At 68.0% G+C, this 18,479-nt stretch carries 12 protein-coding genes; 9 read left to right on the forward strand and 3 right to left on the reverse strand.

Annotated elements, in window-relative coordinates; all coding sequences use genetic code 11:
* The first annotated feature begins 78 nt into the window (after window positions 1-78).
* From YM304_RS00245 to YM304_RS00260, 4 genes are all read left to right on the forward strand, one after another.
* The gene (locus tag YM304_RS00245; protein WP_015439612.1) at window positions 79-1,977 is read left to right on the forward strand and encodes an adenine deaminase; all 1,899 of its coding nucleotides are present in this window, start codon (window positions 79-81) and stop codon (window positions 1,975-1,977) included.
* Complete coding sequence (gene add / locus YM304_RS00250) at window positions 1,974-3,014, forward strand: adenosine deaminase (protein ID WP_015439613.1); 1,041 nt, start codon at window positions 1,974-1,976, stop codon at window positions 3,012-3,014. The genes YM304_RS00245 and add overlap by 4 nt, the downstream gene beginning before the upstream one ends.
* The gene (locus YM304_RS00255; RefSeq protein ID WP_015439614.1) at window positions 3,011-4,168 is read left to right on the forward strand and encodes an acyl-CoA dehydrogenase family protein; all 1,158 of its coding nucleotides are present in this window, start codon (window positions 3,011-3,013) and stop codon (window positions 4,166-4,168) included. The genes add and YM304_RS00255 overlap by 4 nt, the downstream gene beginning before the upstream one ends.
* 210 nt (window positions 4,169-4,378) lie before the next feature.
* Complete coding sequence (locus tag YM304_RS00260) at window positions 4,379-9,484, forward strand: beta strand repeat-containing protein (protein ID WP_015439615.1); 5,106 nt, start codon at window positions 4,379-4,381, stop codon at window positions 9,482-9,484.
* 166 nt (window positions 9,485-9,650) lie between these two features.
* On the opposite strand, the gene YM304_RS21585 is transcribed toward YM304_RS00260, so the two are convergent.
* The 3 genes from YM304_RS21585 to YM304_RS00275 form a co-directional block, all read right to left on the reverse strand.
* Window positions 9,651-10,502: a hypothetical protein gene (locus YM304_RS21585; RefSeq protein ID WP_154723238.1), complete on the reverse strand. Its 852-nt coding sequence runs from the start codon at window positions 10,500-10,502 to the stop codon at window positions 9,651-9,653.
* Window positions 10,503-10,685: 183 nt separating this feature from the next.
* The gene (locus YM304_RS00270; protein WP_015439617.1) at window positions 10,686-11,372 is read right to left on the reverse strand and encodes a hypothetical protein; all 687 of its coding nucleotides are present in this window, start codon (window positions 11,370-11,372) and stop codon (window positions 10,686-10,688) included.
* The gene (locus YM304_RS00275; RefSeq protein WP_015439618.1) at window positions 11,369-11,821 is read right to left on the reverse strand and encodes a hypothetical protein; all 453 of its coding nucleotides are present in this window, start codon (window positions 11,819-11,821) and stop codon (window positions 11,369-11,371) included. Before YM304_RS00275 ends, YM304_RS00270 begins: the two co-directional genes overlap by 4 nt.
* A gap of 57 nt (window positions 11,822-11,878) precedes the next feature.
* Between YM304_RS00275 and YM304_RS00280 the strand changes: the two genes are divergently transcribed.
* The 5 genes from YM304_RS00280 to YM304_RS00295 all read left to right on the forward strand — a co-directional run bounded on the left by YM304_RS00280 (window position 11,879) and on the right by YM304_RS00295 (window position 18,345).
* The gene (locus tag YM304_RS00280; protein WP_015439619.1) at window positions 11,879-12,559 is read left to right on the forward strand and encodes a nitroreductase family protein; all 681 of its coding nucleotides are present in this window, start codon (window positions 11,879-11,881) and stop codon (window positions 12,557-12,559) included.
* The gene (locus tag YM304_RS00285) at window positions 12,552-12,737 is read left to right on the forward strand and encodes a hypothetical protein (protein WP_015439620.1); all 186 of its coding nucleotides are present in this window, start codon (window positions 12,552-12,554) and stop codon (window positions 12,735-12,737) included. Before YM304_RS00280 ends, YM304_RS00285 begins: the two co-directional genes overlap by 8 nt.
* Window positions 12,738-12,851: 114 nt before the next feature.
* Window positions 12,852-17,693 carry an NAD-glutamate dehydrogenase gene (locus tag YM304_RS00290; protein ID WP_015439621.1) on the forward strand — a complete coding sequence of 1,614 codons (4,842 nt, stop codon included), beginning with the start codon at window positions 12,852-12,854 and terminating at the stop codon, window positions 17,691-17,693.
* A gap of 96 nt (window positions 17,694-17,789) precedes the next feature.
* Complete coding sequence (locus YM304_RS25465) at window positions 17,790-17,885, forward strand: NAD-glutamate dehydrogenase (protein WP_162142003.1); 96 nt, start codon at window positions 17,790-17,792, stop codon at window positions 17,883-17,885.
* A gap of 73 nt (window positions 17,886-17,958) precedes the next feature.
* Complete coding sequence (locus YM304_RS00295; RefSeq protein WP_015439623.1) at window positions 17,959-18,345, forward strand: TIGR03792 family protein; 387 nt, start codon at window positions 17,959-17,961, stop codon at window positions 18,343-18,345.
* The last annotated feature ends 134 nt before the right edge of the window (window positions 18,346-18,479 follow it).

The following is an 18,479-nucleotide window of genomic DNA, read 5'->3' on the forward strand; positions in this document are numbered from 1 at the left end:
TCGAACCCCCTCACGATCCACCGACCGACCGACGACCTCACCCGACTCCACACCTCGACGAATCCGAAAGCCTCGACCATGACCACCATCGCACCCGACCCGATCGACACGGCGTCCGGCTTCTACGGCGCACCGTCTGCGCCCACCCCGGACGAGATCTCACGGATGAAGGCCGTCGCCCGCGGCGACATTCCGGGCGACGTGGCGATCCGCGGTGGCCGCGTCGTCACCGTCCACACCTGCGAGATCATTCCCGCCGACGTGGTCCTGTCGGGCCGCCATATCGCCGCGGTCGTTCCGCACGGCCGCCTCGACGCTCGCGAGACCGTCGACGCCACCGACCGCTTCGTGGCGCCCACGTTCGCCGACGCCCACATCCACATGGACTACACGCTGCTCACCCCGAGCGAGTTGGCGCGAGTCGTCGTCCCCCGCGGCACGACGCACATGTTCGCCGACCCGGTGTGCCTCGCGAACGTCCTCGGCGTGCTCGGCATGGACCTCGCCGCCGTCACCGCGGCGCCGATGCGCATCTTCCAGCAGGTCACCCCCGACGTCCCACGACGCGGTCGCTACCAACTCGGCGGCGCCTCGGTTCCGCACGAGCACATCCTCGATCGCATCACGTGGCCCAACTCGACGAGCGTGGGCGAGTCGAGCCCGTTCCTCGACGATGCCGAGATGTGCGAGCTGATGTCGGTCGCACTCACGCACGGTCGACGAGCAACCGGCCACACCGCCCGTCTCGATCAGGAACCGCTGTGGGCCTACCTCGCGGGCGGCGTCGGCGACGATCACAACGCGGCGACCTGGCCCGAGGTGCTCGAGCGCGTCCGCCGGGGCATGGCGGTCACGATCCAGGCCGGCTCGATGTCGGACTACTGCGAGGAGATCCTCGGCGACCCCGCCCGACTCGGCATGGTCGCGCAGCACCTCTGCTTCTGTGCCGACGACAAACACATCGAAGACCTCTACGACCAGGGCCACATCGATCACCACGTCCGCAGCGCGGTCGAGTTGGGCGTCGACCCTGCTCTCGCCATCCGAATGGCGTCGCTCAACGCGGCCATGCACTTCCGCGTCGACCACCTCATCGGGTCGATCGCTCCCACTCGACTGGCCGACCTCCAGATCCTCGGCGACCTCACCGAGTTCGTGCCGAGCGAAGTGTGGGTCGACGGTGAGGTCGTCGCCCGCGACGGCGAGGCCCTGTTCACCGACGCCGACCCGGTGCCCGACGCAGCGCGAGGCACGGTCAACCTCGGCCCCATCGACGCCACCGCGTTCGAGGTCCCCGCCGACACCGACGAGCCAACAGCGCTCGTGCGGGCGATGGAGATGTACGACGGCTACTACAAGCGAGCGCTCGTCGCCGAGGCCGACGTGGTCGACGGCAAGGTCATGACCTGCCAGGAGCACGATCTCGCCAAGATCGTCGTCGTCGACCGCCACCAGGCATCCGGTGCCGCTGGGATCGGCTTCGTGCGCGGCTTCGGTCTGCGCAACGGCGCGCTCGCAGCGACGACGAACTGCGACAACCAGAACGTCGTCGCCATCGGCACCGACGACGCCCAACTCGAAGCGGCGGTGAAAGCGCTCGACCGTCTCGGTGGCGGCTACGTCGTCATCGAGAACGGCGAGGTCGCAGCTCAGCTCCCGCTGCCCTACGCGGGAATCATCTCCGACCAGCCGTGGGAGATCGTGCTGGAGCAGAGCCGGGAGGTCAACGCTGCGGCGCGGGCGATCGGCTGCCCGATCCACGCACCGTTCATGATCCTCGCGTTCGTCGGACTGCCCGGTGTGCCCGACTACGGCCTCACCGAACTCGGGCTCATCGACGTGACTCGCCAGGAGGCGGTCGGCCTCGTCCTCGAAGACTTCGACGGCCCGCCCGACTGCCGCTGCGTACAGACCGGACTCCATCACGCCCACGGACACGCCCACGAACACGCCCACGAAACGGACACACCGCAATGACCTCGACCACCAACGACTCCGCCGTCTCCGACGAGATGATCGCGCTCCTGCCGAAGGTCGAACTCCACGTTCACCTCGAAGGCACGCTCGAGCCCACACGCATCGCGCAGCTCGCCGACCTGGCCGGCAAGGAGTTGCCGCGCCCCCTCGACCGAATCTTCGAGACCACCGACCTGTCGGACTTCCTCGCGTTCCTCGACTGGACCGGACGTCTCGTCACCTCCCCCGATCTGGCGGGCGAGTTGGCCTACGACTTCGCCGCGCGGGCGGCCCGCGACAACACCATGTACGCCGAGGTGATCATCAACCCCACGCACTGGGGCGCCCTGTCGCTCGACGATCTGCTCGCAGGCGTTGCCGCCGGATTCGACCGAGCACAAGCCGACGGACTCGCCGACTGCCGCATCCTGCCCTCCATCCTCCGTCAACAGAGCGAGGCCGAGGCGGTCGATCTCGCCAACCACCTCGCCGAACATCAGCCGCATCGCGTCGTCGGACTCTCCATCGACGGCGACGAAGCCGTCGCCGGGCGAACGGCGCCACGATTCGCGGCGGCCTACCGGATCGCCAAGGACGCCGGCCTCGGACTCACCGCGCACGCCGGTGAGTCGTCGGGCGCCGATGGGGTTCGCGACGCGCTCGACCTGCTCGGTGTCGACCGACTCGACCACGGCATTCGCGCCGTCGAAGACCCCGAACTCGTCGCTCGGCTCGTCGACGAGGGGCAGCCGCTCAACGTGTGTGTCACGTCCAACTGTCGGCGGATGTACCCCGACGTCCACCACCACCCGATCCTCGAACTCCTGGCCGCCGGGGTGAACTGCACGATCAACACCGACGACCCGGCGCCGATGCAATGCGATCTCAACGGCGAGTTCGCACTGGTCGCCGATGCCGCGGGATGGGACCTCACCGACACCGCCGCGGCGACCGCGACCGCCATCGACGCGGCGTTCTGTGACCACGCGACCAAAGCCGACCTCCGAACGCGCCTTGCAGCGTTCACCACCGAACACATCGAAGGAGCAACCTCATGACCGCCATCGAGACCGACACCGGCGCAACGACAGCGACCGCAGTCGACCCCTACGGGCCGCCGGCCGACGAGATGAAGTGGCTCGACATCGCCCGCGAGCTCGCGCCGTCGTTCGCAGCCACCGCTGCCGAGCTCGACGAACGAGCCGAACTCCCGCTCGACAACCTGCGCGCCATCCAGGAGTCGGGGCTCGACACCGCACCACTCGGCAAGGAGTTCGGGGGAGGCGGCATGTCGTATCGAACGTTCGGCCCGGTACTCGCCGAGATCACGAAGGCGTGCCCGGCGACGGGATGCATCTGGTTGATGCACGCCGGCGCCGCCACCACGCTCACGAGCCTCAGCCCCCAACCCGTGGCCGAGTTCTACGCGAACGAGTGGCTCGGCGGCAAGCGCTTCGCCAACGCACTGTCGGAACCGACGTCGGGCAACCTGTTCCTCGTTCCGTTGCAGAGCGCCGAACCGACCGACGGCGGCTGGGTGCTCGACGGCGCCAAGCGCTTCGTGTCGGGTTGTGAGATCGCCGACCACCTGCTCGTCAACGCCTTGGTCGACGGGGCGCCGTCGTTCTTCGGAACCGAAGCCGACGAGACCGTCACCCCGATTCCGATCTGGGACACGATGGGCATGCGGGCGACGCGCTCGCAGCTGCTCTCGTTCGAAGGGTCGCTGCTGCGCACCGAGCGCCGCTGCCGCGCCCCCGAGCCGGGTGATCAGAACCTGATCGGTCTCGGCCTGCCGTGGCTGTCGCTCGGCATCGCGCGAGCGGCGTACGACGCGCTGGTCTCGCATGCGCAGCAACGCGTGATCCCGTCGATCGATGCCCCGCTCTCGCACATGCAGTGGGTGCAGTTCGACGTGGCCGAAGCCGCAGTCTCGATTCGCTCGGCGGAGGGACTGGCAGCGCGCACCATGTGGCTCGCCGATCAGCGCTCACCCGAGGCGATGAGCGCCGCGATCGACGCGAAGCTGCTCGCCAACCAGGTCGCCAAGTCGGTCGCCGAGCTCGGCGTGCGCATCGGTGGCGCCTCCGGCTACCTGCGCACCTCGTCGATCCAACGCCACTTCCGCGACGCGCAGGCCGGCGGGCTCATGGCGTACTCGGTCGAACTCTGCCGCGATTGGATCGGCAAATCGGAGCTCGGAGTCGAGTAGGCGGAGTGCTGCCGAACGCGGTGATCATCGAGCTCGATGAAGGCCGCTCGGGACGTCGGGATCGGGCGGCTGACCAGCACGAATGGTTCGTAGAGCCCCTTCCGTGAAAGTGACTTCCGATCTGCGAGGGGTTCCACGCCGCGAGCACCTCCTTTGTGTACGGTGACGTGCGCTCCGTAGACCGGGGCGAGTCGGCGTGGAGGGAAAGACATGGCAGTGGTGGGTATCGGTGAACGTGTGAAACGCTTGGGCGCGGCCCTGTGCCTGATGCTGCTCGTCGTCGTGACCGACACGCCGTCGGTGTCGATCGCCGCGCCGCCGACGTTCGCGCAGTATCACTCCCCGTCGACCATCGGAGTGGGTTCGGCCACCCGCCTGGTGTTCACGATCGACAACTCCTTCCAATCGACGCCGGTCGGGTCGCTGAGCTTCGTCGACAACCTGCCCGCCGGTGTCACGGTCGCCTCGTCCCCCGATGTGGAGAACACCTGCGGCGGAATCGTCGATGCTCCCGCCGGCGGTGCCGCCATCTCGCTGACCGACGGCGTCATCGGTGGCGGTCAGCGGTGCACCATCAGCGTCTTCGTCACGTCGTCGACGCCGGGAGCCGCCACCAACACCACCAGCGATCTGACGTCGACCGAAGGCAACGCCGGGCCCACCACGAGCACCCTCACCGTCGCCACGAACCGACCGGGCGTGGGGCGCAGCTTCTCTCCGTCCACCGTCGCGTTCGGTGAACGCTCGACGATGACGTTCACGGTCGACAACAGCGCCTCGTCGTCCTTCTCGTCAGCCTTCCCGTTTCTCGATCGCCTGCCGCCTGGCATCGTCGTCGCTGATCCGGAGCGGGTGGTGACCAGTTGCGGCGTGGTCACCACCGCACCGGGTACGTCGACGGTGGAGACCGGCACGTCGTTGGTGACTGCGGGCAGTTCGTGCTCGGTGTCGGTCGACGTCGTCGCGAACGCCGTCGGGGTTCACGACGTGATCGGGTCGGAGTACTCGGCGTCGGGTGGATCGTCGGGTTTCGCGGTGGCGCCGCTCACGGTGGTGGGCGACGACCTGATCGTCGTCCAAGACGTCCTCGACGATCCGGCCGAGGAGAGCGGGACCGCGACCGTTCGATACAGCGTGCTGAACCGGTCACGCTCGACCGACGTCGGTGCAGTCGGCTTCACCGTCGATCTCGACGCCGCACTCTCGGGGCTCGTCGCCACCGGGCTGCCGATCAGCGACCCGTGTGGTCCTGGTTCTCAGGTGAGCGGCACGTCGGTCGTCACCGTGTCGGGAGCGGCGGTTGCCGCTGGTGAGCGCTGCGAGTTCGACATCGAGGTAGCGGTCCCCGCCGGAGCTGTCGGCGATCACGTCATCGCGACGAGCGCCATCACCTCCGACGCCGGTTCGTTCTCGGCGGCCAGCGATCTCTTGTCGGTGGGTCGGGCGCCGAGTCTGACGTTCGACTTCGTCGAAGAACCCGTGGGTGCCGGAAGCCAGGTCACGCTCCGCTACACGATCGCCAACGACCGCACCGACGCTGCGGCCACCGACATCGCGTTCATCCATCCGTTCGACATGTTCGCCGACACGATGTCCCCGCTGATCCCGAGCGATCCGTGTGGCAGCGGCTCGTTGATGTACTCGACGGTCAACGCTGGTACTCCTCACGTCCAACTCCTGAACGGTGTCCTCGCCGCCGGTGCATCGTGCACGTTCGACGTGCTGATCGACGTGTCCGACGACGCCCCGAGCGGCATCTGGCCGAGCTCGACGTCCCGGCTCACGGCCACCGTCGCCGGCTCGGTCCTCTCGTCACGTGAAGCGTCCGACGACCTGCACACGATCGCGGCACCCAGCCTTCGCAAATCGTTCTCCACCGGCCCGCATCTGCCCGGCGACTCCGTCACCATCGAGTACTCGTTGGCCAGCACCGGAGCGGCACCCGACGAAGACCTCTCGGCGGAAGGCGCGGTGACCGCCATCTCGTTCACCGACGACCTCGATGCAGCGCTCGCCGGACTCGCTGCCACCGGACTCCCACTGAACGACGTCTGCGGCACCGGCTCGCAGGTGACCGGCACGTCGGTGCTCACGGTGACCGGCGCGAATCTGGCGCCAGGCACGGCGTGCACGTTCACGGTCGACGCGCAGGTTCCGGCCGGAGCATCGAGTGGCGCGTTCGTCAGCACGACGAGCGCGGTCATGGCCGACGTCGGCGGCGTCATCACCACCGGCGCACCGGCGACCGACGAGCTCGAGGTGTACGAACTCGTCGCGACCAAGTCCTTCATCGACGACCCGGTCACCACCGGCGGTTCCGCCACGCTGCGGTTCACCATCGAGAACCTCGGATCCTCGGATGCGACCGACATCTTCTTCACCGACAACCTCGGGTTGATGGCTCCGGGGATCGCCGCGACGACGGCCCCTCAACCCGATGTGTGCGGCGCCGGCTCCCAGATCACCGGAACCAACTTCCTCATCTTCGTCGGCGGCAACCTCCTCGCCGGCGAGTCGTGCACGTTCGACGTCGACGTCGCCATTCCCGCTTCCGTCGCCTCCGGCTCGTACACCAACACGACGAGTTCGGTGACGGCGACCGTTGACGGAACGACCGCCACGCTCGCTCCGATGTCCGACGTCCTGGTCGTCGAGCGGCCGCTTCCCGTGCTGCTCTCCGCCGAGGTGACCGACGATCCGGTGCTCGCCGGGGACACCGCCACGCTCGAGTTCACCATCGAGAACCCGAACGCGAGCGACGTGATGTCGTCGATCGAGTTCACCGCAGATCTCGATGAGGCACTCGCCGGCATGGTGGCCAGCGGGCTGCCGCTCGTCAATCCCTGTGGCGCCGGTTCGAACGTCAGCGGCTCGTCGGAGATCGTGGTCAGCGGAGCGAGCCTGGCCGGTGGCGCTTCGTGCAGCTTCTCGGTCACCCTGCAGATCCCGCCGGCGGTGGCATCGGGCCGTTCGTCCATCGTCACGTCGGCTCCCGATGCCTCGGTCGGTGGCTTCCCGACGACCGGCAACGTGGCGACCGCCGACTTCGTGGTCGCCGACCCCGGCGACGTGACCGTCACGATCGACCAGGCGTCGGGCCAGGCCGACCTCAGCAACGTCGAGCCCGTCTTCTTCGACGTCGTGTTCTCCGGTTCGGTCACGGATTTCAGCGGTGATGACGTCGAGTTGTCGGGCACCGCCCTGCCGACGACGGCGGTCGTCTCCGGCAGTGGAACGACGTACTCGGTGGCGGTGAGTGGCATGTCGACCGCCGGAACCGTGATCGCCGACATCGACGGCGGACGCGTTCGGGCCGACTCGCCGGTCAACGCGACGAACAGCCCGTCGACGTCCACCGACAACGTCATCGATTTCGACGGCGACGCGCCCACCGTCACGATCGAACAGGCCACCGCACAAGCCGATCCGACGAACATCGACAGTTTCGTCTTCGACGTCGAGTTCTCCGAACCCGTGAGTGGATTCACCGGCACCGACGTCACGGTTGGCGGCACCGCCGGCGCGGCAACCGTTGCGGTGGCCGGCACGAGCCCCGGAACCGACTTCACCGTCACGGTGAGCGGCGCCACGTCCGACGGCACCGTGGTGGCGTCGATCGGCGCTGGAGCCGTCGCCGACGACGCCGGCAACACGTCGGACGCCTCGACGTCGACCGACAACAGCGTCACGTACGACGCGACCGGCCCGACGGTCACGATCGAGCAGGCCACCGCGCAAGCCGATCCGACGAACGTCGACGGTTTCGTCTTCGACGTCGAGTTCTCCGAACCCGTGAGTGGCTTCACCGATGCCGATGTCACGGTCGGCGGCACCGCGGGCGCGGCAACCGTTGCGGTGGCCGGCACGAGCCCGGGAACCGACTTCACCGTCACGGTGAGCGGCGCCACCGGTGACGGAACGATCATCCCCACCGTGCGAGCCGGAGCGGTCGCCGACTCGCTCGGCAACCCGTCCACAGCATCCACCTCGGGCGACAACACCGTCACGTACGACGCGACCAGCCCGACGGTCACCATCGACCAGGCGGCGTCGCAGCGTGACCCGGTCAACGTCGAGCCGTTCGTGTTCGACGTCGTGTTCTCCGAGCCGGTCACCGGCTTCACGGGAACCGACGTGGTGATCGGCGGAACCGCCGGTGCCACCACCGCGGTGGTCAGCGGTTCGGGTTCGGCCTACACGGTCTCGGTGTCGGGCACTGCCAACGACGGCACGGTCACGGCATCGATCGTCTCGGCCGCCGTGACCGACCCGACCGGTAACCCGTCGGCGGCCTCGACCTCGACCGACAACCAGATCACCTACGACACCTCGTTGGCGTCGGTGACCGTCGAGCAGGCCGCTGGCCAGAGCGATCCGACCGCGACCGACGGTGTGGCGTTCGACGTCGTGTTCTCCGAACCGGTGACCGGATTCGATGCGTCCGACGTGGTCGTGAGCGGAGCGGGCGGGGCCTCGGTCGCCGTCTCCGGGTCGGGTGCGGCGTACGTCGCCACCGTCACGGGGCTCGCCGGAGAAGGAACGGTGTCGGCATCGGTCCCGGCCGGGGCGGCCGCCACTGCGGCCGGGGGCACGAACGTCGACTCCGTCTCGGTCGACTCGTCGGTGAGCTACGACTTCGTCGGCCCGACGATCGTCACGCCCGATTCCCCACTCGTCGTCGCCAACGATCCCGGCAAGGCCGGTGCCGACGTCACGTTCGTGGTCACCGCCACCGACGGACCGTCGGGCTCGACGCTCGACGCATCGCTGGATGTTGCTGATCTGGATGTCACCGCTCTCGATGTTGCTGCTCTGAGTGTCGCTGCTCTGGACGTTGCGGTGACGTGTGATCCGGTGTCGGGATCGTTCTTCTCGGTCGGCACCACCACGGTCACGTGCACGGCGTCCGACGAGCTCGGCAACGACTCGGTCGCGAGCTTCGACGTGACGGTCACCGACGAAGAGGCCCCGACGATCGCCGAAGTGCCCGACGTGCAGGCCACAGCCGCTGGTGCCGGTGGCACGGTGGTCGTCACGTACGACCTGCCGGCCGGCAGCGATGTGGCGGGTGCGGCATCGGTCGAGTGTGTGCCGCCCTCCGGTTCGGCGTTCCCGATCGGTGACACCACGGTCACGTGCACGGCAACCGACGACGCCGGCAACACCTCCACCACCACCTTCGTGGTGTCGGTCGTGTCGGTCGAACTCCCCGCAACCGGCGGAGGCCTGGGTCTCACCCGTCCGGCGCTGGGCGTCCTGCTCATCGGACTCGGCCTGTTCGTCGCCTCCCGCAGTCGTCGCCTCCGCGTCAGCTGAGATCAGCGATCGAGTCGGCGGACGACGCCGGGCGAGCGGTCGGCTTGTTTCCCCTGGACCCGGTCCGAAGGAAACAAGCCGGATCGAGTCTCAGCCCGCTACCGCGTCGCGGGCGTGTTGGCCGCGGGAGTGGTGTTCTCGGGCGTGGTCCGGGGGATCGGGTTCGTCAGCTGCAGGCGTCGCCGTTGATGGTGTTGCCGGCGGTGCACGAGATGCTGCCGTCGACGCTCACGTCGCCGGTGATCTCCACGTCGCCCGACGGGAGGATGGTCAGCGTGGTGGTGACCGTGCCGCCGTCGTCGCGGCTGAGCGTGAACCCGCCAGTGCTGGTCGCTTCGAGATTCCAGTCGATGCCCGAGACGTCGTCACGCAGGACGAGGCTGCCGTCGCCGAGGCTCACGGTGCCGGAGGATTCGACGACGAGTGCGTCGGTCGGTGCTCCGGGCTGGATCTTGAAGGGCAGCGTGCCGCCGGTCGTGGCGTCGCGCACGAAGAAGTTGGTCTCGTTGCTTCCGAGATCCCAGGCCTGCGGCTGGAATCCCTGTGACCCGTCCTGGTCGAGGCGCAGCGTCGGCGAGTTGCCGTCGACGACGTGCGCTTGCGTGGCGGGGTTCGCCGTGCCGAGACCGACGCGGCCCGCGTCGTCGACTCGCAACGAGTCGGTGCCGGCGCCCGCTTCGATCGTGAACGGGGTGCTGCCACCGTCGAGATCGTCGATCGAGAACTTGTTGAGACCGCCGTTGGTCGAGTCGTTGACCGTGATCTGCCAGTCGTTGGTCGGGAAGGATCCGCTGTTCGAGGTGTCGACGAAACGAATTCGGAGGTTGTTCTCCTTCAGGCGGATCGTGTCGTACCCGAAGCTCTCGTTGTTCTGACAGTCGATGCCGACGCACAGCGACCCTTTCAGCACCGTGTCGTCAGCGATCACCTCGTCGGCGAAGACCCCGACGCCGGTCAGCCCCAGGCCGACCGTGGCGGCGACCGATCCGGTGACGATTGCTGTTTTCCGCTTACTCATGAACGATTCTCCCGCGTGTTTGAACGACTCGAACGTACACGACTGGCTGGTGTGATTCGGGGTTCTCACCGAAGCTCGGTCCACATTCGTGACGGCGACTCTCAGACGTACTGACAGTGAGCTTCGACGTCGCCCCCGAGCACGTCGGATTGGAGCAGCATCGCCTCCGACGTGTGTGGCGTCTCAGCCGTCGCGGTCGTCGTCGCCGCCCTCGCCGGGCAGGGTGGCGAGCGGCTCGTCGGGGAGCGTGGCGGTTCCGGTCGGATCGTCCTGATCGCTTCCGCGCACCGGTGGCTCGCCATCGGGGATCGACGATGTGGTGGTTGCACGCTCGGGCTCGGTCGACACGACTGCCTCATCGCTGTCCGGAGTCTCGGAGGCAGCACCTGCGTCGTCGTCGGAGCCACCGTTCACCTCGGCGTTGGTCGAGTCGCCCGCCGGTTCGGCGGAGCCGGAGGCGGATCCTGATCCCGAGTCCGAGAGGGCGTCGGAGTCGGAGTCGTTGAGGCCGGAGTCGACGGCGGTCTTCGGCGGGGTGCTCGCCGTGGGCAACGGGCCGACGTCGGGATCGGGGAGGCCGCGACCGTTGTCGAGTTCGGAGAACAGGTCGTCGGCGTCGTCGCGCGCGTCGCGGTCGGAGCTGGCGTCCGGCTCGGAGCTCGCGTCGTCGGTGGTGATCGACCGGCCGGTGATGGGTGTGCTGACCGGACTCGGTTCGGAGCCGCCGCCCGGGTCGACGAGCACGAGTGCCCCTCCCGCCACCAGTGCGCCACCGGCGACGATGCCGAGCCAGCGACGTCGCTCTGGCGAGGGCGCCGCAGCTGCGCGCGACGGATTCGCGGGCGATGGCGTCGGCGCGTCGGCGGTCATTCGTCGCCTCCCGTCGACGGCGCGGAGACATCCGAGGTCGACGCGTCGAAGAGTGCGTGGATCCCGGCGAGCAGTCCGTTCGCCCCGGCCCGGTCGGCGAGCGTGAAGCAGTCGGGCGCTGCGTCCATGGTGAACGTCACCTTCCGTTGCTCGACGATGAGCGCCGCGAAGAACCCTGCGTCCTGGGTCGGTGACGTCTCGAGGACACCGATCTCCGTGATGGCGGCCTCGACGATGTCGGTCGCCTCGTCGCAGTCGATGGCATCGCTCGCCGACGGGGTCTCGGCCGTGTCGTCGGCGAGCACCAGTCCGCCGAGCAGCCCGATCGTCGCACCGAGCACGAACAGCATCACGCCGCCGACGATGACGGCGAGCCGAGGCGTGCTCGACGGGTCGGCCGAGTCGCTCAGCGGGTCGCTCGCGGATGTACTCGTCGGCGTCTCTGGCACGGATCGAGCCTACGACGCCGAGCCTGGTGTCGGCCGGTGAGTCGCTACGGTCGCGGCATGGATCTCTACGACGTCATGCGCACCACGTTCGCTTGTCGGGACTGGACCGACGAGCCGGTGTCGCACGAGACGGTGCACCGGATCCTCGACAACGCGCGCTTCGCACCCAACGGTGGCAACCGACAGGGCTGGCACGTCATCGTGCTCGACGACAAAGAGACGCGGCGCCGCCTGATTCCGCTGATCGAACCGACGACCTCGATCTACGCGGCCCAGACCATGGCCGGTGAGTCGCCGTGGAACTCGATCACACCCAGCTCGGTCGACCCGGCCGAGGCCGCCGCGGCCGGCCACTCGTTCCCCGGTCTCGACAAGATGGTCGACGCGCCCGTCGTCCTCGTGATCACGGTCGACCTCAGCCTCGTCGCCTCGTTCGACAAGGAACTCGACCGAGTGGGCGTGATCAGCGGCGCCTCGATCTATCCCTTCGTCTGGAACATCCTGCTCTCGGCGCGCAACGAAGGACTCGGCGGGGTGCTCACCACCTACCTCGCCGGCCAGGAGCCGGAGGTCCAGAAGGTGCTCGGGATCCCGTCGCACCACGCCGTTGCCGCCATGGTTCCGCTCGGCGTCCCGGTCAAACAGCTCACCAAGCTTCGTCGCGCCGAGGTCTCGGAGTTCACCACCATCGACTCGTTCGACGGCCCGACGTTCGAGTCGCCAGCGTCCGGTGAGTGAGCCGTCGGGTGGTGGCCCCGACGCCTCCGCCGACCTGCTCGGCCTGACCGACGCCGCCGATCGTCTCGACGGCTTGGCCGAGATGGCCGACGTGATGGGCGACGCCGCAGGCGCCGACCGCTTCCGCGACGCCGCGGCGCGCGCCCGCCTCCGCGCCATGAGCATCCTCGACGACTGATGCCTCCAGTGGAACCACGCACATCCTGCCGATTCGTCGACCGCGCGTGAGCACGTCGCGTTACTGTCGCCGACGGGAGATCGCGGCAACGACGCCCGGTCGGCTGGAGGAAACGTGAACGCACACACCGAGGTGGCCGAGACGCTCGCGGCCCTCGCCGAGATGGCGCAGAAGCGGCGGCCCGACGATCAGGTCCTGGCCGACTTCCTCGTCCGCTACTACCGCGAACTTCCCGACGAAGACGCCGACGATCGTCGCCTCGACGAGGCGTACGCGGCGGCGGTCACCCATCTCACCCTCGGCCGTGTCCGCGCGCCGGGCGAGGTCCTCGTCCGAGTGTTGTCGCCGCAGGCCGAACGCGACGGCTGGCGCACCGAGCGTTCGGTGCTCATGTTCGTCACCGACGACATCCCGTTCCTCGTCGACACCGTGCGCATGGTGCTCGACCGCCACGGCCTCGGCATTCACCTCCTCGTGCATCCGTTGCTGTCGATCGAGCGCGACTCGAACAACGAGATGATCGGCTTCGACGACGGCGACACCACATCGCCCGACGCCGCCACGGGGTCCACCACCGACGACACCGCTCGTTCGAGCGCTGCCGGGTCCGACGGTGCCAGGTCCGACGGTGCCATGTCGGTGTACGAAGCGTGGACGCTGATCGAACTCGACCGATGCGCTCCCGGCCTCGAGAGCGAACTCGAACACGATGTGGCCGCTGCCATCTCCGAGGTGCTCCGCGTCGTCGACGACTTCGACGACATGCGCGACCGGCTGCTCTCGGTCACCAACGGCGACCCGCTGCTCGCCTGGCTCGGTGAGCAACACTTCGTCCTGCTCGGCGCTGCGTCGTACGATCGAGCACTCACCGACGACGGCACCCCCGTGCTCACGCTGCGAGCCGGCTCCGAACTCGGCGAGTATCGCCCCGACGCCCGACTCGACGCCTCGATCGCCTCGCCACCGTCGAAGCCGGGTGACGACGAGACGGTGATCGCTCGGTCCGAACAGGTGTCGACGATCCATCGAGCAGCGCGGATGACGTGCATCGCCGTGCGTCCCCCGGCCGACGGCGGAACGGTCGAGCACCGGTTCATCGGTCTGCTCGGCAGCGGTGCGTACCGAGAGAGTGTCTTCGCGATCCCGAAGGTGTCCGACCGAGCCAACGACGTCCTCGCGCTCGCTGGCGCGTCGGAGGTCAGCCACACCGGTCGCGCCATCAAACACGTCGTCGAGACGCTGCCGCGCGATCTCGTGTTCGAACTCGACTCGCGGGCGCTCGCCGGTCTGGTGATCGACATCGTCGGACTGCAGGAACGGCGCATCGTGCGCGTGTTCGACGTCGCCGAACCCGTCGGACCGTGGACGACCGTGTTCGTCTACGTCCCGAGAGCGCGCTTCGAATCGGGCCTCGACGACCGCATCCGCACGCTCGTCGAAGACGAGTACGGCAGCGAGTCGCGAGACCTCCACACGCTGCTCGGCGCCAGCTCGCTGGCCCGGATCACGATGACGGTCCGAGCCAACGACGCCGTCGACCTCGAACGCCTCGCCGCCGCGGTCGACGCGGTGTCGTCGACCTGGGACGAGCGCGCCGAAGCGGCGATCCGAAACCGGCTCGGCGACGCGGTCGGCCGGACGGTGTTCGCCCAGGTGTCGGGTGCCATCCCCTCCGACTATCGCGCTCGAGTCGAACCCGAAGACTCCGCCGGCGACCTGATCGCGGTGGCCGCGCTCGTCGACGTGGAGCCCGATTCGGCAGCCTCGCTCACGACGTCGCTCGGCCGAGCGGTCGACGCACCGGTGGGCCACTGGCGTTTCCGGGTGTTCCGCCGCGGGTCGGCCTCGACCATCGCCGAACTGGTGCCTCTGCTCGATCATCTCGGGCTGCACGCCATCGACGAGCGCCCCTACGTCTTCGAGTGCCCCGATGCGCCGGTGCACCTGTACGACATCGGCGTTCGGGTCGAGGGGACCTCGACGTTCGATCGGCGGCGCGACGACGAACAGCAGGCCGAGGTCAGAGCCGCGTTCGCCGGGCTCGTCGACGGCTCGATCGAAGCCGACGGACTCAACCGGCTGATCGTGGCGGCTGGCCTCACCCGTCGGCAGGTCGCGGTCGTGCGCACCTACGCGCGCTATCTCCATCAGGCCGGCTTTCCCTTCAGCCGCTCGTACGTCGAGCAGGCGCTGGTGCGCCATCCGGCGCTCACCGCGCTCCTGGCCCGCATGTTCGACGTTCGTTTCGATCCGTCGATCGACGACGGGGCCATCGTCCGCCTCGATCGCGCCGACGAGATGCGTTCCGAAGCGTTGGCGATGCTCGACGAGATCCCGTCGCTCGACGACGATCGCATCTGCCGTGCGATCTTGACCCTGATCGACGCCACGCTGCGCACCAACGCGTTCCGCCCGCGCGACGACGGCGCGTTCGCCGACGAGATCGCGGTCAAGCTCAACCCGCTCAAGGTCCCGTTCCTTCCCGAACCGCGACCGATGTTCGAGATCTTCGTGTGTTCGCCGAAGGTCGAGGGCGTGCACCTCCGCGGCGGTCGCGTCGCCCGCGGTGGCCTGCGATGGAGCGACCGACCCGAAGACTTCCGAACCGAAGTGCTCGGTCTGGTCAAAGCACAGATGGTCAAGAACGCCGTGATCGTGCCGGTCGGCGCAAAGGGTGGGTTCGTCATCAAGCAGAGCGAGGCGTCGAGCGCCGACCGTGATGCCGTGCGCGCCGAAGGCATCGACCGCTATCGCCGCTTCATCCGTTCGCTGCTCGACGTCACCGACAACCTCGTCGACAACAAGGTGGTGCACCCGCCCGACTGTGTGATCTACGACGACGACGATCCGTATCTGGTCGTGGCCGCCGACAAGGGCACGGCGTCGTTCAGCGACATCGCGAACGAGTTGGCGATCGAGGCCGGCTTCTGGCTCGGCGACGCGTTCGCGTCCGGTGGCAGCGTCGGCTACGACCACAAGGCGATGGGGATCACTGCGCGCGGCGCGTGGGAGAGCGTGCGTCGCCACGCCCGAGTCATCGGCAAGGACATCGCCGTCGACGAACTCACCGTGGTGGGCATCGGTGACATGTCGGGCGACGTGTTCGGCAACGGGATGCTGCTGTCGCAACACCTCCGGCTGCTCGCGGCGTTCGATCACCGCCACGTGTTCCTCGACCCGAACCCCGACCCGGCGACATCGTTCGCCGAACGCAAGCGACTCTTCGAACTGCCGCGGTCGAGCTGGGACGACTACGACGAGACGTTGATCTCGGCCGGCGGTGGCGTCCACCCGCGCTCGGCGAAGGCGATTGCATTCACCGACGAAGTACGCACCGCGCTCGCGATCGACCCGAGCATCGAGTCGCTGCGCCCCGACGAGTTGATCTCCGAGATCCTCCGAGCGCCGGTCGACCTGCTGTGGAACGGCGGGATCGGCACGTACGTCAAAGCGAGCACCGAGTCGCACGAAGACGTCGGTGATCGCTCGAACGACTCGGTCAGGATCGACGCCACCGAGCTTCGCTGCCGGATCGTCGGCGAAGGCGGCAACCTCGGGCTCACGCAACTCGCCCGCGTCGAATACGCCATCGGCAACGGCCTGATCTATGCCGACGCGATCGACAACTCCGCCGGCGTCGACTGCAGCGACCACGAGGTCAACATCAAGATCGTGCTCGACCAACTCGTCCGTGACGGCGAGTTGACGATGAAGCAGCGCAACGACCTGCTCGTCGAGATGACCGACGAGGTCGCCGAACTCGTCCTCGACGACAACCGCGACCAGACGCTCGCGCTGATGATCGCTCGACGACAGGCGCTGCCGATGGTCAACGTGCACGCCCGATACCTCGAGACGCTCGAAGCCGAAGGGGTCATCGACCGGTCGTTGGAGTTCTTGCCGACCGACAAGCAGATCGCCGAACGGCAGGCGGCGGGAAGCGGCCTGCGTGCGCCCGAGTTCGCGGTGATGATCGCCTACACCAAGAACCTCGACATCGCCGAGATCCTCGAATCGGACCTGCCCGACTCACCGGTGCTCGAAGCCGACCTGCTCGCCTACTTCCCGACCGCGCTGCGCGAGCGGTTCCCGGACGCGTTGCGCAAGCATCGGCTGCGTCGAGAGATCGTGGCCACCGGTCTGGTCAACAACATGGTCAACCTCAGCGGTATCTCGTTCGACCATCGGATGACCGAGGACTCGGGCGCCTCGGTGTCCGACGTCGCGCGGGCGTTCTTGGCGGCGCGCAACATCTTCGGGTTCGGTGAGCGCTGGCGCGAGATCGACGCCCTCGGCAGCTCGGTGTCGCTCGACACGCAGATCGACCTGTTCCTCGAAGCGCGGCGCATGGCCGAGCGCGGCGCCACCTGGCTGCTGCGTCACCTTCCACCGCCGATGGACATCGAGGCGGCGATCGACACGTTCACGCCGGGCATCGACGAACTGCTCGCCACGCTGGAGTCGGCAATGGGTGGCCGCGTGGCGGTGGCGATCGGCGAACTGCGTGACGAACGGATCGCGGCAGGGGTTCCCGAGTCGTTGGCGGCGCGAGCAGCGCGCTGGCCGTGGATGCACACCGGCTTCGACATGGTGCATCTCGCTGACGGCGAAGGATGCGCGGTCGCCGACGCGGCCCGCACCTACGGCGCAGTGTTCGAAGCCTTCGACATCGGCTGGATGTGGGAGGGCATCGGTGCGCTGCCGCGGTCCGATCGCTGGCAGACGCAGGCTCGCTCGTCGATGCGCGACGACCTGATGAACGTCATCGCCGAGCTGACGCGCAGTGTGATGCGTTCGGCCGAAGGTTCGCCTGAGGAGTGGATTGCTGCGCACGAACGTGCGGTGGGTCGCACGATCGCGATGCACCAGGAGATTCGTCGAGCCGAGAGCTTCGATCTGACCACGTTGTCGGTCGCGCTCCGCCAACTCCGCAACCTCACCGTCGCCGCCCGCTGACCCCCCGACCTGGTTACGTTGCTCCCGGAGCGATGTAACCATGTTGACCCGAAGTTGATGACGTTGCTCCCGGAGCGATGTAACCATGTTGGTGCGATGCACCAGGAGATTCGTCGGGCTGAGAGCTTCGATCTGACCACGTTGTCGGTGGCGCTCCGCCAGCTCCGCAACCTCACCGTCGCCGCCCGCTGACCCTCGACCTGGTTACGTTGCTCCCGGAGCGATGTAACCAGGTTGGTGCGGGGGGCTGGGTACGGTGCGGAGGGTGAGTGATGGCTTCAGGTACACGTCGGACGAGCGACTGCCGGTCGAGGTGCTCGTGTTCGACGTGGCTCCCGAACACGTCGCCGAGTTCCTGACCGTCGACCACGAGGTGTGGACGCTGGGCGAAGCCTTCATCGACGGCGCCGACCACATCCCGTTCCTGTCGAAGGAGGTGTGGCTCGACGACGCACACCCGGGCCGCATCACGCTGACGTTCGTATGGGAGTCGCTCGATTCGTGGCAGCAGGTCGGGGAGACGACATTGCAGGAAGCGTTGCAGGCACGGTTCGACGAACGGTTCACGCATCCCGTCACCCTGGTGCGGGCGTATCACGAGGACTCGAACTACGGCATCCACCGCTGGAGCCGTTTCGAACGCACCGACTGACTCGCGAGGCCGGAAGATCGACCAGAAATGGCAGCTGACCTGCCGTTATGCAAGATTTCGTCAATCTCCCTGTCGACGATCGATGAAGCAGTGGCGCGGCGATCGCCTGGGCTATGTTGCGCTCTCCGACCGTC

It is taken from the genome of Ilumatobacter coccineus YM16-304 (assembly GCF_000348785.1).
Classification (GTDB): Bacteria; Actinomycetota; Acidimicrobiia; order Acidimicrobiales; family Ilumatobacteraceae; genus Ilumatobacter_A; species Ilumatobacter_A coccineus.